The organism is Spirosoma pulveris (assembly GCF_054781875.1).
Map to the genome: position 1 here is coordinate 349,904 of NZ_BAAGTO010000006.1, position 15,148 is coordinate 365,051.

Annotated in this window: 12 protein-coding genes and 1 tRNA gene; 7 read left to right on the forward strand and 6 right to left on the reverse strand. The window is 53.7% G+C overall.

What is annotated here, in order from left to right:
* Positions 1 to 142 precede the first annotated feature (142 nt).
* Positions 143 to 2,632 (forward strand): bifunctional YncE family protein/alkaline phosphatase family protein, encoded by a 2,490-nt coding sequence (locus ACYVJM_RS21110; RefSeq protein ID WP_461150216.1) that lies wholly within the window; start codon positions 143 to 145, stop codon positions 2,630 to 2,632.
* A gap of 71 nt (positions 2,633 to 2,703) precedes the next feature.
* The gene (locus tag ACYVJM_RS21115; RefSeq protein ID WP_461150217.1) at positions 2,704 to 3,639 is read left to right on the forward strand and encodes a homoserine kinase; all 936 of its coding nucleotides are present in this window, start codon (positions 2,704 to 2,706) and stop codon (positions 3,637 to 3,639) included.
* Between the two features lie 207 nt (positions 3,640 to 3,846).
* Here the strand turns inward: ACYVJM_RS21115 and uxaC are convergent, their stop codons facing one another.
* The 4 genes from uxaC to ACYVJM_RS21135 all read right to left on the reverse strand — a co-directional run bounded on the left by uxaC (position 3,847) and on the right by ACYVJM_RS21135 (position 9,073).
* A complete protein-coding gene (gene uxaC / locus ACYVJM_RS21120; RefSeq protein WP_461150218.1) occupies positions 3,847 to 5,280 on the reverse strand; it encodes a glucuronate isomerase in 1,434 nt (477 codons plus the stop codon).
* A 392-nt stretch (positions 5,281 to 5,672) separates the two neighbouring features.
* The gene (locus ACYVJM_RS21125) at positions 5,673 to 5,834 is read right to left on the reverse strand and encodes a hypothetical protein (RefSeq protein ID WP_461150219.1); all 162 of its coding nucleotides are present in this window, start codon (positions 5,832 to 5,834) and stop codon (positions 5,673 to 5,675) included.
* Between the two features lie 53 nt (positions 5,835 to 5,887).
* Positions 5,888 to 7,426 carry a DUF4394 domain-containing protein gene (locus ACYVJM_RS21130; protein ID WP_461150259.1) on the reverse strand — a complete coding sequence of 513 codons (1,539 nt, stop codon included), beginning with the start codon at positions 7,424 to 7,426 and terminating at the stop codon, positions 5,888 to 5,890.
* Positions 7,427 to 7,573: 147 nt separating this feature from the next.
* Positions 7,574 to 9,073, reverse strand: a complete 1,500-nt coding sequence (locus ACYVJM_RS21135) for a capsule assembly Wzi family protein (protein WP_461150220.1) — start codon at positions 9,071 to 9,073, stop codon at positions 7,574 to 7,576.
* Between the two features lie 133 nt (positions 9,074 to 9,206).
* Between ACYVJM_RS21135 and ACYVJM_RS21140 the strand changes: the two genes are divergently transcribed.
* Positions 9,207 to 10,043 (forward strand): aldo/keto reductase, encoded by an 837-nt coding sequence (locus tag ACYVJM_RS21140; protein WP_461150221.1) that lies wholly within the window; start codon positions 9,207 to 9,209, stop codon positions 10,041 to 10,043.
* Positions 10,044 to 10,061: 18 nt separating this feature from the next.
* On the opposite strand, the gene ACYVJM_RS21145 is transcribed toward ACYVJM_RS21140, so the two are convergent.
* On the reverse strand, positions 10,062 to 10,838 hold the full coding sequence (locus tag ACYVJM_RS21145; protein WP_461150222.1) for a Nif3-like dinuclear metal center hexameric protein: 777 nt from the start codon (positions 10,836 to 10,838) through the stop codon (positions 10,062 to 10,064).
* 35 nt (positions 10,839 to 10,873) lie between these two features.
* Between ACYVJM_RS21145 and ACYVJM_RS21150 the strand changes: the two genes are divergently transcribed.
* From ACYVJM_RS21150 to ACYVJM_RS21165, 4 genes are all read left to right on the forward strand, one after another.
* Complete coding sequence (locus tag ACYVJM_RS21150) at positions 10,874 to 11,422, forward strand: dihydrofolate reductase family protein (RefSeq protein ID WP_461150223.1); 549 nt, start codon at positions 10,874 to 10,876, stop codon at positions 11,420 to 11,422.
* A gap of 252 nt (positions 11,423 to 11,674) precedes the next feature.
* A complete protein-coding gene (locus ACYVJM_RS21155) occupies positions 11,675 to 13,060 on the forward strand; it encodes an MATE family efflux transporter (RefSeq protein ID WP_461150224.1) in 1,386 nt (461 codons plus the stop codon).
* A 194-nt stretch (positions 13,061 to 13,254) separates the two neighbouring features.
* Positions 13,255 to 14,535 carry a GTPase HflX gene (gene hflX / locus ACYVJM_RS21160; RefSeq protein WP_461150225.1) on the forward strand — a complete coding sequence of 427 codons (1,281 nt, stop codon included), beginning with the start codon at positions 13,255 to 13,257 and terminating at the stop codon, positions 14,533 to 14,535.
* 58 nt (positions 14,536 to 14,593) lie between these two features.
* Positions 14,594 to 14,665: transfer RNA gene (locus ACYVJM_RS21165), tRNA-Arg, on the forward strand.
* Between the two features lie 149 nt (positions 14,666 to 14,814).
* Here the strand turns inward: ACYVJM_RS21165 and ACYVJM_RS21170 are convergent.
* On the reverse strand, positions 14,815 to 15,069 hold the full coding sequence (locus tag ACYVJM_RS21170; protein ID WP_461150226.1) for a hypothetical protein: 255 nt from the start codon (positions 15,067 to 15,069) through the stop codon (positions 14,815 to 14,817).
* Between the last annotated feature and the right edge of the window lie 79 nt (positions 15,070 to 15,148).

Here is a 15,148-nt window from a genome sequence, read left to right on the forward strand (position 1 = left end):
TAGCACTGTGGTGTCAGTTTTAAGAAACTGACACGGTGAGGTTTCTCAAAACTTCGTTCGCCTGGTTTTCAAACCCGACACCACGGAAAATATAGCAATCTCGTAAAACGCATTTACTGACTCTATTAACCCTCTTAATCGAATGAAAACCTTTTCGACAGTACTCTGCGGCATTAGTCTGATGCTGGCCGTAGTGGCGGGCTGCCACCGGGCGGGCAACACGACCGCGTCTTCGGAAGAAGCTGAGACGTACCAGGAACTGGCCGCTAAACGGGTCAACCTACCCAACGGATGGGCCCTGACACCGCCGGGCCGGAGCCTCGACCTCGACGATCTTCCCCTGAATCTGGTGGTTTCGCCCTCCAGAAAATACCTGGCTGTAACCAACAATGGGCAGAGTACCCAAAGTATTACGCTGATCGATGCCGGTACGGAGCAGATTGTTGATACCGCCAAAGTCGGTAAGTCGTACCTGGGGCTGGCCTTCAGCCAGGACGAAACACGGCTCTACGCGTCGGGTGGGAACGACAACCGGATTCTGGTCTATAAAATCGAGAATAAACAACTGGTGCCCGACGAGCCGATTGTCCTGGGAAAACCCTGGCCGGTTAAAATTTCACCGACGGGCCTGTGCATTGATGATGCGAAGAATAGAATTTACATCGTCACGAAAGAAGATAGCTCGCTGTACATCGCCGATACCAAAACCCGGCAGGTACTCAACAAACTGAACATCGGCGCTGCAGCTTACACCTGTAAGCTGTCGCCGGATAAGAATGAGTTGTTTATTTCGTCCTGGGGTGGGGCCAGCGTGCTGGTCGTGGATGTTAACAAGCAGACGATAACCGCTAAGATTCCGACGAACAAGAATCCCAACGACCTGCTGCTTACCAAAGACGGTAAATACCTCTACGTTGCGAATGGCAACGACAATACCGTGGCGCTCATCGACGTCGCGAAGCGGCAGGTGATTGAAACGCTCACGACCTCGCTCTTTCCCAATGCCCCCGTTGGTACTACGCCTAACGGTCTGGCTCTGAGCGACGACGAGAATACGCTCTACATCGCCAACGCTGATAATAACTGTCTGGCGGTGTTCGATGTCGCCCGTAAAGGGCATAGCCAATCCAGCGGCTTCATCCCGACGGGCTGGTACCCAACGGCGGTAAAGGTGATCGGTTCCAAACTTTACGTGACCAACGGCAAAGGGTTTTCCTCGAAAGCCAATCCAAAAGGGCCCAATCCGGTGCGGACGCGTACCCCGCAGCAGGTCGGTCCCAATCCGCAGGCCAACCCTGGCCCCGTTCAGTATATCGCGGGTCTGTTCAAAGGGACGCTCTCCATCATCGACACGCCGGATGCCGAAACGCTGGCGGCTTATTCGCGGCTGGTGTATGCCAACACGCCCTACACAAAAAGCAAGGAGCTGCAGGCGGAGGGGGAAGCCGGCAACCCCATTCCAATGCGGGTGGGAGATAAGTCGCCCATCAAATATGTATTTTATATCATCAAGGAGAACCGCACCTACGACCAGATTCTGGGCGATATGAAAGAAGGCAACGGCGACGCATCGCTGTGCCTGTTTCCCGAAAAGGTAACGCCGAACCAGCACGCGCTGGCGAAAGAATTTGTGCTGCTGGATAACTTCTACGTCGATGCCGAAGTTAGTGCCGACGGGCACAACTGGTCGTCGGCGGCTTACGCCAACGATTATGTCGAGAAGAACTGGGTTACCAGCTACGGCGGTCGGGGAGGAACGTACGATTACGAAGGGCAGAAGGAAATAGCACACCCGCGCGATGGCTTCATCTGGGACCATTGCCAGCGGGCGGGCATATCGTTCCGGAGTTACGGCTGGTTTGCCGACGACGAAAAGCCGAACATCAAAACGCTGGAAGGGAAGTTCTGCCCCACCTTTAAAGGGTACAATCTGGGCTATCTGGACAGCAAGCGCGAGGAAGCCTGGGAAACCGATTTCGACCAGTTGCTGACCGCCGGAAAACTGCCAACGTTCAATACGCTGCGGTTTGGCAACGACCACACCTCGGGAGCCCGCATCGGCATGCCTACGCCCGATGCTGCCGTTGCCGATAATGACCTGGCCGTGGGTCGGTTCGTGGAGCACCTGTCCAAAAGTTCGATCTGGAATCAGTCGGTGGTGTTTATTCTGGAAGATGATGCTCAGAACGGCCCCGACCATGTAGATGCCCACCGCTCGATAGCGTTCGTGGCCGGTGGCTTTGTGAAGCGTAATTTTGTCGACCACACCATGTACTCGACCTCGGGTTTGCTGCGGACCATCGAGCTGATTCTGGGTCTGAAACCCATGAGCCAGTACGATGCGGCTGCTACGCCCATGTGGCGCTGTTTCGATAAAAAGGCTAATCCGGCTCCGTTTACGGCCCGTGAAGCCGGTATCGATATCAACCAGAAAAACGTAGCAGTCAACGTAAATTCAAAACGATCGTCACTTTTTAACCTGACCCGCCCCGACGAAATCGACGACCTTATTTTCAGCGAGATCGTGTGGCAAACGGTGCGTGGGGAGAAAAGTGTAATGCCCGCCCCGCGCCGGGGGGCCTTTGTCCGAACCGGCAAAACTGCCGATGGCGATGATGACGATGATGACTAACGGTGCCGGGTAGAACACCGGCTGATTTTCAGCCCAAATCACTACCTTTGCGCTTTGCTGCTCCTTCTATCGTGGATTCAATTCGAGTATTTGCCCCCGCCACTGTGGCTAACGTTGCCTGTGGATTTGATATTTTTGGGTTTGCCGTCGATAACCCCGGCGACCAGATTGTACTGACAACCAGCGATGAGCCGGGCGTTCGGATCACAGATATTATCGGCGACGACGGGCGTTTGCCCCGCGAAGCAGCCCGGAATACGGCGGGTATTGCCATACAGACCTATCTCAGGAGCATAGACCGTACGGACCTCGGCCTCGACATTGTGCTGCATAAGCAGATGCCGCTGGGTAGTGGCCTGGGGTCCAGCGCGGCCAGTGCCGTAGCGGGTGTCTTCGCCGTTAATGAGCTGCTGGGTCGGCCGTTGCCCATTCTGAAGCTGCTGCCTTTTGCGATGGAGGGCGAACGCATTGCCTGTGGCTCGGCCCATGCCGATAACGTTGGGCCGTCGTTGCTGGGTGGATTTGTAGTGGTACGAAGCTACAGTCCATTGGACGTTATTAAGATCGAAACCCCGGCCACACTGTTCTGCACGCTGGTTCACCCCGATATTGAAGTCAACACCAAAGACGCGCGCTTCATCCTGAAAAACGAAGTGTCACTTAAGAACACGATTATCCAGATGGGTAACGTGGCCGGTCTGATCGCCGGTTTAATGACGCCCGACTATAGCCTTATCAGCCGGTCGCTCGTCGACGTAATCATTGAGCCGGTGCGGGCCATTCTGATTCCGGAATTTAACGAGGCTAAACAGGCTGCGCTGGATAACGGTGCCCTGGGCTGCAGCATTTCCGGCTCCGGGCCATCGATGTTCGCGCTGAGCCGCGATGCTCAAACCGCCGAAAAAGTAGGTGCCGCCATGCAGCAGGCGTTCCTGGCCGTTGGTATCGCCAGCGAAGCCTACGTGTCGGAAATCAACCGGCAGGGACCAAAAGTACTGGCAAATTAAGCGAAGGGCTTATTCCCGGCACAGACTCTACCCGAAACCAGTCGAAATCGGTATAGCCCGAGTCATGGCCCGGTATAGTCTGTGACTATGCCCAACGACCAGTGGACGCCCACCTTTACCAGTTTCCGATGGAGCTGAGTAACCCCGTTCCTAAGTCCGGCAGCGGGGAGACGGTCGGCCGCTGCCGGACTACGCTGGTTACTCTTGTTACAACGCCAGTTCCATTGGTTTGCTGCTGAAGCCGAAATACGATTTTGCGTTGCCGTAGCAGATCTTCTGAACTACCTGGCCCGTCCAGTCGATGTCGTCGGGGAGTTCGCCGTTTTCGATGTCGTTGCCGAAGAGGTTGCAGAGAATCCGGCGGAAATACTCGTGGCGCGGGTAACTCAGAAAGCTGCGTGAATCAGTCAGCATACCCACAAACCGGCTCAGCAGCCCCATGTTGGACAGCGCATTCAACTGGTGCTCCATACCCTCTTTCTGATCGAGAAACCACCAGCCCGAGCCAAATTGTACTTTACCCGCTACAGAACCGTCGTTGAAGTTACCGATCATGGTCGCCATCAACTCATTGTCGCCGGGGTTGAGGTTGTAGAGAATCGTTTTGGCTAGTTTATCCGTTGTGTCGAGCCGGTCGAGAAAGCGAGCCAGCGCCCGCGCCTGCGAGAAGTCGCCGATGCTGTCCCAGCCCGTGTCGGGTCCCAGTTGGCGCAACATGCGGGAGTTGTTGTTGCGCAGCGCACCAAGGTGAAACTGCTGGGTCCATCCTTTCTCCCAATCCATCTCGGCCAGATACACCAGCATGGCCGATTTGAATTTCAGTACTTCAGCTTGCGTCAGTGGCTGCCCGGTATGCCGGAGTTTGTTGAAAATGGCGTGGATTTGGGCTTCCGTGTAGTCTTCGGCATAGATCTGTTCCAGTCCGTGGTCGGACAGTTTACAGCCCATGGCTGCAAAGTAATCGTGCCGCTGGCGCAGCGCATCCAGAAAATCGTTGAAATTCCTGATCTCCCGGTTGCTGGCCGTTTCCAGCCGGGTAACATACAGATTGAAAGCGGTAGCATCTTCGACCGCCATGGCTTTGTCGGGCCGGAAGGTAGGTAGTACGCTGATCTCGAAGCCCGCATCGAGCAGCTTCTGGTGGTGTTCCAGCGAATCGACGGGGTCGTCGGTGGTGCAGACGGTCTCCACATTCATCCGGCGCAGCAGGTTCCGCACCGAAAAATCCGGCGACTGGAGCTGTTCGGTACAACTGTCGTAAATCCGGCGCGCACTCGTCCCATTGAGGGTTTCGGTGATGCCGAAATAGCGTTGTAACTCCAGATGTGTCCAGTGGTAAAGCGGGTTGCGCAGGGTATAAGGCACCGTTTCGGTCCACTTCTGAAATTTGGCGAAGTCGTCCTGCTTGCCGGTGCAATAGCTTTCATCGACGCCATTGGCCCGCATGGCCCGCCACTTGTAATGATCGCCGTAAAGCCAGATCTGGGTCAGGTTGTCGAACGTCAGGTCATTGGCAATCTGGTCGGGAGGCAGATGGCAGTGGTAGTCGATGATCGGCATGGGTTTGGCAAACTCGTGGTAGAGCTGTTGAGCCGTTTCCGTTTGCAATAAGAAGTTGTCGGTCAAAAAGGGTTTTTTCATGGAGGAATTAAGATGAATAAGAAGTTGTGTATCGGTCGTTATAGCCTGCTAACGTGAAACGCCCCGTTTCCAGAGGATGAAGTCGTCCTGTCCGTGGTGCATGGCCGCTACCGTGGGGTAGATCGTTTACCTTCGTTGAAATTGCCTTTTTCATAGAAATACACTCGACAGCCCACCGGCTGTTCAGGGCATTACCTAATCAAGATTAAATGCGCTATTTCTGTGAACGAAGCGTTCCGGATTATTTTTTCACGCAATCGTTATCGGGAACGTTGCCGATTTCAAACGTGTCCTGAAAAAGGACGGTGGGTGTGTGAACAGGAGGTGTTTTCAAAAGACCGAAAGGTGTGAAATGCCTTGATTACGCTTTTGTACTTTTTAGGGAAAGCGGGTCATCCATACCAGACTTTTTTTACTGCGCCGTGGGTGAGTTCGGTATTGGCGACGTTGCTGGTTTGGGTGCGACCGCCGGGAGGATAAATCATCGTCATAAAACAATACTCCCGATGGTCAGGCAGCCTGGCCGGGTGAGCGGAACCAGTTTGTCTGACCATCGGGAGTAGAAGGATTGCAGCGGATTTGGTACGTGCTTGTACCCTGAACGGGATTAGAAGCCTAGCCCGAGTGCAAAGCCGCGGATTGTTGGGTTGCCGGGTAGCGATGCCCCCGCCGTGGCCGAGCCAGTGGTTAAATTGATCGTATACAATTGGGTTGTACCGTTTGACCGAAGCAGCGCGTAGGCGGTGCCCGATGTGCCGCCAATATCGAATCCGTTGGCTGCTTCGGCCATGAAGCCTAATGAACCTACCGATACCAGCGTGCCGTTGTTCGGCGGATTCTGCTGAACCAGCATAACCGAAGCGCCCTGAATATCGAGGTTATACAGCGTAGTTGTGGTAGCACCCGCAAAATTGTTCGTATAAGCCGATGCCGATACCATTGGTGTTCCCGGATTGAGCGGGCCATCTACGGCGGCAACCGCACCATCGTTCGGATTCAGCCGCAGGTTCTGCCCGGTGGTTGTCGTGACCCGAATCCGGTCGACGGTGGGGTTGAAATCAAAGCCGACATCCGTTCCCGACAGCAAAGTGCTCAGCGGACCCGCACCCACCATTGTGGCCGCCCCGTTGGATGTATTGATGGTGTACAGCCGACTGCTGCTGCCAATGGCGTACAACTGTCCGTTTGCGGGTCTGAAATCAATCCCGTAAAGTACTTCGGCGGGTTGAAGACCGGTAAGCGCCTTCGTTACGGGGGCAGGATTCATGGGGTTAAAGATGAGCAGGTTATTGGCTCCGTCAAGGGCGTAGGCAACGGGTTCGGTTGGGATGGCCAGACCAATGATGGTGCCGGGAAGATTGCCCAGTTTCTGCAATCGTCCCGTCGACAGGTTGATCTGCTGTAACTCCGAAACGCCGTTGAACATGACGGCCACCAGCCCCTGAGTGTTATCGGTTGGCGAAATGTCGAAGCCCGCCGACCCCGTAATGTCTAACCCCAATGGGCCAACATCCGTTAGTGTGCCGTTGTTGGGCGGGTTTTGTATGTAGAGCCGATCCGTTGCGGGGTCGATGTCGTACAAGGTAGTCGTGGTGGAGCCCGCCCGGTTGTTGGTATAGGCAACTTCCGAAATCATTGCCCCGAAAACGCCGTTGATGTTTCCGTCAACGGCGGCTACTGTGCCGGTTTCGGGGTTCAGGCGTAAATCCTGCCCGGTATTCGTTACCAGCCGGATGCGGTCAACGGTCGGGTTAAAATCCAGCCCGACCACAGAACCGGCTACGGCAGGGGTAAAGGGCGTAGTGGTCAGAGCGCGTCCTTCGGCGGTTGCTGTGTTGATGACAAACAGGCGGCTCATGTTACTAACGCCGTAAAGCTGCCCCGTGGCCGGTCTGAAATCAATCGACAGGATTCGTTCTCCGGATGCCAGACCGGTGATGGTTGTTGTGGCCATCGGGGCATTGGGCGTCCGGATGTTCAACCGTACCAGTTGATTGGCGTCGTTGAGGGCATAAATGGTGGCATCGGGCAGGGTGGAGGAATCGGGCGATAGCCGGTGGTCCTGGCAACCGTCCAGGATTAGTAAGGAGCCGACCGCTAGTAGTCCGGTAAACAGTCGAAGCGTTTTACTGTAAAGCGTAGTCATCATTTTTCGCGTTGAAAAGTAAGTCGAGTTACAGCGTTTCATTGCTGCACTTGACTATACGTGACCACGCACCAAACGGATTCGTAAAGATTAAAATATGATTAAAAAATTTTCAAATACTTTAACTTCCTGCGAATCGAATTGTGTTTACCACACTTTTTTCACGCTCAAAAAACCGCCCGCGCTACCCGGCAACAGGTCACCCCGGTCTATCGCCACGGAGGTTGTAAGAACCGTGCCGGGCCACTGGTTAAGTGGCCACTGCGCAATCAATAAGCCGGAAAACTGGTGGAACACTTGCGGATAAGGCTGTTTGTAAGAGCCGAAATTCCGGCTGTACGACAGGCGGGTGGTCAGGGTTGGGCCTTGCCGGAATGCACCCCTGCCCCCCACATACCAGGCTATGATGCGGTTGTTGGGGTAGTAACCGTTGCCGCCATAGGTGTTCCCGATCTCCGGTGCCAGCTCGGGCCGTGGCATAATAAACGGCGTACCCAGCGTACGCTCCCGATACGACCAGCCCTGGATATACTGGCTATGGTTGAAGTAGTTATCCGCCCCCTGATAGCGCGCGGTCGGGTCGAAGGTTGGGCCACTTTGATTGGTGGTACTCAGCCACTCGAGTAATAGGTGCTGAAATCGAAATCGGGAACGGGCGTTCGACCGATTCAGGTACCGCAGTCCGGTCAGGCCATCGGGCACATTCTGCAACGCCAGCCCCGACGCATCGTCGTACATGTGCTGGTGGTAGAGAAACCAGTTGTGGTTGCTGCCGTTCCATTCCACGGCAATATCGTAGCTGCCAACGTGGTTGCCTAACCGATTTGTCCCGTCGAAACTCGTAAACCGATCATTTTCAAGCGCATCCGGATAGCGCCCCGTGACGAGCGAGAGGTAGTCCCGGAAGGAAGTGGAAAGACTTCCGTTTATCGCCAGGGGTGTACCCATGAGGTAGTCAGCGTGGCCGCCCCACTGCACCTGATGGTTCAGCCCGGCATACACCCGAATTAGCCACTTTGGCTTGCCAATACGCCCATACAGGTATTTCTGGTGGAGATAGCTATCCTTAATGTAGGCATCGATGAGCCAGCCGTGCGCGTAGCCAACCCGAAACGACAGCAGGTTTTTGGTAAAACCAATCGGTACAAAGTTGGGGGTATGCAGCTGGATTTTAGGGAATGGCATGGCATTGCCCGACCAGGCCACAAAGCCCGATGTCAGGAGCGTATCGCCCAGGCCAGCGACCTCCCGACGATTACCGCCGTATAGTTCAAAAACACCATAGCGAACACGTACGTAAGCGTCGGGCAGGAGAATTGCCGGTTGGCCGGATGCAGCGCGGGGACCGGCATTGGCAACGGCGTAAAGGCCAAACCCCCAGTTGAATCGGGACTTTTTTGCCGAACTGGAATCTGGCTGTGGCTTATACGCACGGGAAAGCCCCAGCCGAACAGTGGCAAACGAACCGCGTACGGGTGTAGTGGCATATTGATTGGCCCTCAGCCAGAATGGATTTTGCTCATTCGACGCGGCTAATCCACCCAGTTCAGCCGAATACTGCATTAATCCCGACGACGAAGTGGTTTGTGACCATGCCAAAGTTTGACTAATAAAAACGAGGCTGGCAATCAGGTATAATAATTGCATAAACGCCTAAGGTGATGGAAGTATGAGACTGGTGAGCAAACATACGATGGAATGTCGAATCAAGTTTGCCTCCCTTATTGTCGCTTTTCTGAAACATCTTCCTGTTATTTTTCATTATTATATACTTAGACATATGAAAACAACCTACCGGATGAGTATACCATATACCACACTGAATAATGGGGTTGAAATGCCTTTGTTGGGACTCGGTGTCTATGCGCCCAAACACAATGATGAAGTGCAGTCGGCCATCGAATGCGCACTTGAAGTGGGGTGCCGTTTAATTGATACGGCGGCTGCTTACGGCAACGAACGCGAAGTAGCTGATGCCATACGCTCCAGTGGTATTCCGAGAAGCGATATTTTCATTACCACCAAAGTCTGGAACGAAGACCAGGGTTATAACCGTACCCTGCGGGCCTTTAACCGAAGCCTCGACCGGCTGGGTATCGATGTCGTTGACCTCTACTTGATTCACTGGCCAATAAAACAGCACCGTCACGAAACCTGGCGGGCACTCGAAAAAATTTATTCGGAAGGCCGGGCCAGAGCTATAGGCGTGTCAAACCATTACCCGGCACATATCGACGAGTTACTTACCGAAGCGCAGATTACCCCGGCGATCAATCAGATTGAGTTCAGTCCGTACTGCTATCTGCCCGAGGTGATGGACTACTGCCGCCAGAAAACTATTCAGCCCGAAGGCTACGCACCCCTGGTTCGGGGTCAAAAAGCAGGCGACCCTAAATTGGTTGCGCTGTCCGAAAAATACGGGAAGTCGACTTACCAACTCCTGATCCGGTGGTCCCTGCAGCATGGTGTGGTTACCATTCCAAAGTCGGTTAAACGGGAGCGAATTCAGGAAAATTTCAATGTGCTGGATTTCACCATTTCGGACGAAGATATGACCCTGATGGATACTTTCTACGATAACACGCGCATTGCCGACGACCCGCGCGATATTTTATAATATCCTAAATGAAGGTACTTATCCTCTGATTATCAGGGGCTGGTGATGCACTACGCAATCGACCGAACCTTGTTCATGCAATAGGGTTGCCAGGGCATCCAGCCCCCATTCTTCACACCGGCGGTGGCCCACGGCAATCACCGCAATGCCGGTTTCATCAACTGCCTGCTGGCCCGGTTTACGATAAGCGCCTGTCAGATACAGATGAGCACCCCGTTCGGCGGCTTCCCGGACGAGCGCATCGGTCATAGCGCCTACTACCGCAATTCGGGAACTATCGGGATGCCAGCCCGTGGAACCGTGCCCCGCTTCGGCCCGGTCGTATCCGCCAAAACGATCTTTAACGACAGACAGCCAATGATCGAACTCCTGTTCGGGTACATCAACCAGCATTCCAATAGGGCGTTTGGACGTAGATTCTTTGGTTGTGGGGTCTGCTTTATACCCTAGTGGTTTTGGTGGGTTAAGGGCTTCCAACTGGCTGGCTAACCGGGTGTTGTACCCAATGGTCAGGGTTTCGTCGAAGGGAAGATGATGGGATAAAACACCCACATCGGGTGGTAAATGGGTTAGGTCGAGTTGCCACGGGCGGTGCAGCCACAGGGCGTCGAGGTCCATCTCCGTTACCCATTTTGCCAAACCCGGAAACGGCTCCAGGGCCAACCCAATCCGTTGAACCGGCTGTGTCGACGGACGATAAACGCCCCCCTGTTCGTCTGTCGGATAGTGGTGAACAGATAGCTCGTTTTTTAGTAAATTAGCTAGATCATCGATCGTAGGTGTAGCGGAGTCCATTTTTGTAAAACGATATAAAGCGGGATTGGTTTGCTATGCGAAAGCTCATTTTATACATCGCCACCTCTCTTGATGGCTACATTGCCCGCGTCGACGGGCGCGTCGACTGGCTTGAGTCGATTTCTAATCCGGATCAGCTTGATTATGGTTATGCTGACTTCCTGGCTTCGGTAGACACCACCCTCATGGGAAATTCAACCTATCAAACGATTCTGGGTTTTGGAGGGGAGTTTCCGTATGCTGATAAACTAAACTATGTGTTCAGCCGCCAGGCCAGCCTGACAGACACGAATGATGTTCGGTTTGTGACTGACGATCCGGCCATCTTTGTGAAATCCCTGAAAAATCAACCCGGAAAAGACATCTGGTTAGTGGGTGGCGGGCAGTTAAACACCGTCCTGCTCAATGCCGGGTTAATCGACCGGCTCATCATTACCCTGGCACCGGTTAGTTTGGGGACTGGTATCCCGCTTTTCGGGGCAGACGCCGTAGAAACACAGTTTACGCTCCTAACGTCAGAACCGTTCGAAACGGGCTTTTTGCAGGTGGTATACGAGCCGATACCTCTTCCAATCGACCGTTAACTCAAACAGGTTTGGTTTTCCCGAGAGGAAAACCGTAAGTTTGCAGTCTTAACAGTAGCCGCTGCTGCGGTTCGATAAAGCCGATGATTTTCCTCGCTTAAAAACCTACGCGGTTTTTACTTCTTCTCTGGTTGCTGCCACCAACTCATACGTCGCCTATGACGCAACTGGTGCATTTGGCAGCTACGCTCATGTTTACTTCATTCATACGCTGTCAATAGCCACTGGGCTGTTGCGCTTTCCTTTGTGTCAATGACCAAATTCTTTCGGTTATTCCTGGCCGCATTGCGCGGTACAGAAACCAATTTTACAACCGGTAGCATCAATCGGGCTATCTTCCTGCTCTCCGTTCCCATGATTCTGGAAATGGTGATGGAATCGCTGTTTGCCGTTGTCGACGTCTTCTTTGTGGCCAAAATCGGGACGGAAGCCATTGCGACGGTAGGGCTCACGGAGTCGGTGCTGACCATCGTTTATTCCATTGCCATTGGCCTCAGTACGGCGGCTACGGCGCTGGTGTCTCGCCGGGTAGGGGAGGATAACCAGCGGGGAGCCGGTACCGCCGTGGGGCAGGTCATTCTGGTATCCCTGACGATGGGCGTTTTGATGGGCGGAATCGGCTTCTTGTGTGCCGAAGACATTCTGCGGCTGATGGGGGGCGATGCCCGACTCATTGCCAACGGAGTCGGGTTTACGCGGATGATCTTTGCGAGTGCTCCGGCCATTGTGCTGCTGTATACCCTGAGCGGTTGTTTGCGCGGGTCGGGCGATGCCTCCGTTGCCATGCGGTCGCTATGGCTGGCCAATGGGGTCAACATCGTCCTGTGTCCGGTCTTCATTTTCGGACTTGGCCCCATACCGGCGCTGGGTGTAATGGGCTCGGCGGTGGCAACTACCATTGGCCGATCCATCGGGGTATTGTATCAACTCTACGCCCTGACGCGGGTAAAAGGGGTTATTCAGGTCTTACGGGCCGATATGGCACCCGACGCGGGCATCATTCGCAATCTGCTGAGTATAGCCGTAGGAGGAACCAGCCAGTTCCTGGTCGGATCGGCCAGCTGGATATTTCTGACACGCATACTGTCTACCTTTGGCAGCGATGTGGTGGCGGGGTATACCATCGCAATCCGCATCATTGTGTTTACCATTCTGCCCTCCTGGGGACTGGCGAATGCTGCCGCTACGCTGGTGGGACAAAATCTGGGGGCGGGTCAGCCCGAACGTGCCGAGACCTCCGCCTGGCGGGCGGCTTTCTGCAACATGCTCTTTCTGGCAGCCGTTGGCGCCGGTTTTTTTCTGGGCGCAGCGCCCATTGTGGGCCTGTTCGACAATAATGTCCGGGTGGTGGAAATAGCCGTCGAATGCCTTCGGGTGTTTTGCCTTGGCTATCTGTTCATGGCCTACGGGATGGTGCTTAGCCAGTCGCTCAACGGGGCCGGCGACACCCGTACCCCAACAATCATTAACATAGTGTGTTTTTGGGTTGTTGAAATCCCGCTGGCGTACCTGCTGGCGCATACCCTGAACTGGGGGCCGCCGGGGGTGTTCTGGTCGGTGGCCATCAGCGAAACGTTGCTGGCCGGTGTGGCTATCTGGGTTTTCCGTCGGGGACGCTGGAAAACCGTGCAGGTTTAGGGATACTTCGAGATAGGCCATATCTTGACGATATGGCCCATCTGCCGATAAGTTTCGGCCGGATATACGGGCCATTCCGAGTCGAAACTTTTACCGAATAGAGCCCGTTATAATTTACAGGCCAATCGCTTTTCAGACAGGCTTACGCCTTGAGCCTTCATGCGATAACCCCCTGGTTACCTTACGAAAACTACATGGTCGACACACATAAACCAGCCGAAACCGCTATCCTTGTTGCCGTAATCACGCAAAAGCAGACGGCTGAACAAACAAAAGATTACCTCGACGAACTGGCTTTTCTGGCTGAAACATCGGGCGTTAAAACGATTAAGACGTTTACCCAGAAACTCGAACATCCAGACAACCGGACGTTTGTTGGTAAAGGTAAGCTGGAAGAAATACAGACGTTCATTCTCGACAATCCGGTCGACTGCGTTATTTTTGATGATGACCTGTCGCCCTCACAGGTGCGGAATCTGGAAGACAGCTTCAAAGACATAAAAGTCCTTGACCGGAGTCTGCTCATCCTGAACATCTTCTCGATGCGGGCACAAACGGCCCAGTCGCGGGTGCAGGTCGAGTTGGCGCAGTACCAGTATATGTATCCCCGCCTGACCCGCATGTGGAGTCACCTGACCAGCCAGAAAGGGGGCGTTGGTATGCGTGGACCGGGGGAGAAAGAGCTTGAAACGGACCGCCGGATCGTGAAAGACCGGATCGCTTTTCTGAAGGAAAAACTCGCCAAGATTGACAAGCAGAGTGTGACCCGCCGGAAAGAGCGTGACCGTCTGGTACGCGTTGCTCTGGTGGGGTATACCAACGTCGGGAAATCGACGCTGATGCGCACCCTGGCGAAAGCCGATGTATTTGCCGAAAATAAACTCTTCGCGACGGTCGACTCGACGGTTCGTAAAGTAACCCTTGGCAACATCCCGTTTCTGCTGACCGACACCGTCGGGTTCATTCGTAAACTGCCAACGATGCTGATCGAGTCGTTCAAATCGACGCTCGACGAGGTGCGCGAAGCCGACATTCTGGTTCACGTGGTGGACGTATCGCACCCCAATTTCGAGGAGCAGATTGAAGTCGTCAATTCAACCCTGGCCGACATCAAAGCGGCCGATAAACCCATGGTACTGGTCTTCAACAAAATGGACCGGTTCTCGCCCAAAGCTTCCTGGACGGAGAAAGCCGAATTGCCGGAAGAAGATGAGGTGTTCGAGGGTGGAGAAGAGGTGCTGATTCCTATGGCTGTGCAGCGGAAAACCGCTTTAGAGTACCTCAAGAAAACGTACCTGTCTCAAAAAGCGGATTACGTAGCGTTCATCTCGGCCGAGACTGGTGAGAACGTTGGTGAGCTACGGGAACTGCTTTATTCACTGGTGAAAGAGAAACATTTCTTCATTTACCCCAACTGGGTCAACGTACCCTTAACGGAATCGGCCGAGGAGTACGGTGATGGTTTGGCGGGTTGATGGTTTTTTGGCAATTTTGCAGTTACAAGCGAGCGGTCAGGTTGGCCGCTCCTTTTTTGGTCTCGTAGTTCAACGGATAGAATAAGCGTTTCCTAAACGCTTGATATGGGTTCGATTCCCGTCGGGACTACTAATATTAAAAAAAGCCCTAGTACACATTGTATGGGGCTTTTTCTTTTTACAAACTGCTGTAACCTTGATCTGAGAACTATGCATGAACTAAATGCGGTAAACCTGTATTGCAATTAGCCTGAAATACAGGCCTCTCAATATCCTCGACTACCCGTTTAGCGTGTTTAGATGGCTGGTTAAAATGGCCCGTTTGTCCTGGCAGTGTTGAAGGCTTTCATTGGCCAGGTCAATCAATACCTTGGTTTCGTCGGACGCACCGGGCTGATTGATGCGTTGAATCAGGTCAATATAAGACGCCATTAGCTCGTCATAATGGGCAATCTGATGCACTACTTTTTCCTTTTCTTGTTCCTGTTGAGTCATGTCTGCTGGCTGATCCTGGTTAATGAGTCTCCGACTCATGTATATATCTTATCTCATCGCAAATTTGTTTTGTCTGCGGCCTCCAATATGCCTGTCTGCGTTAGTAGAGAAGCTTACT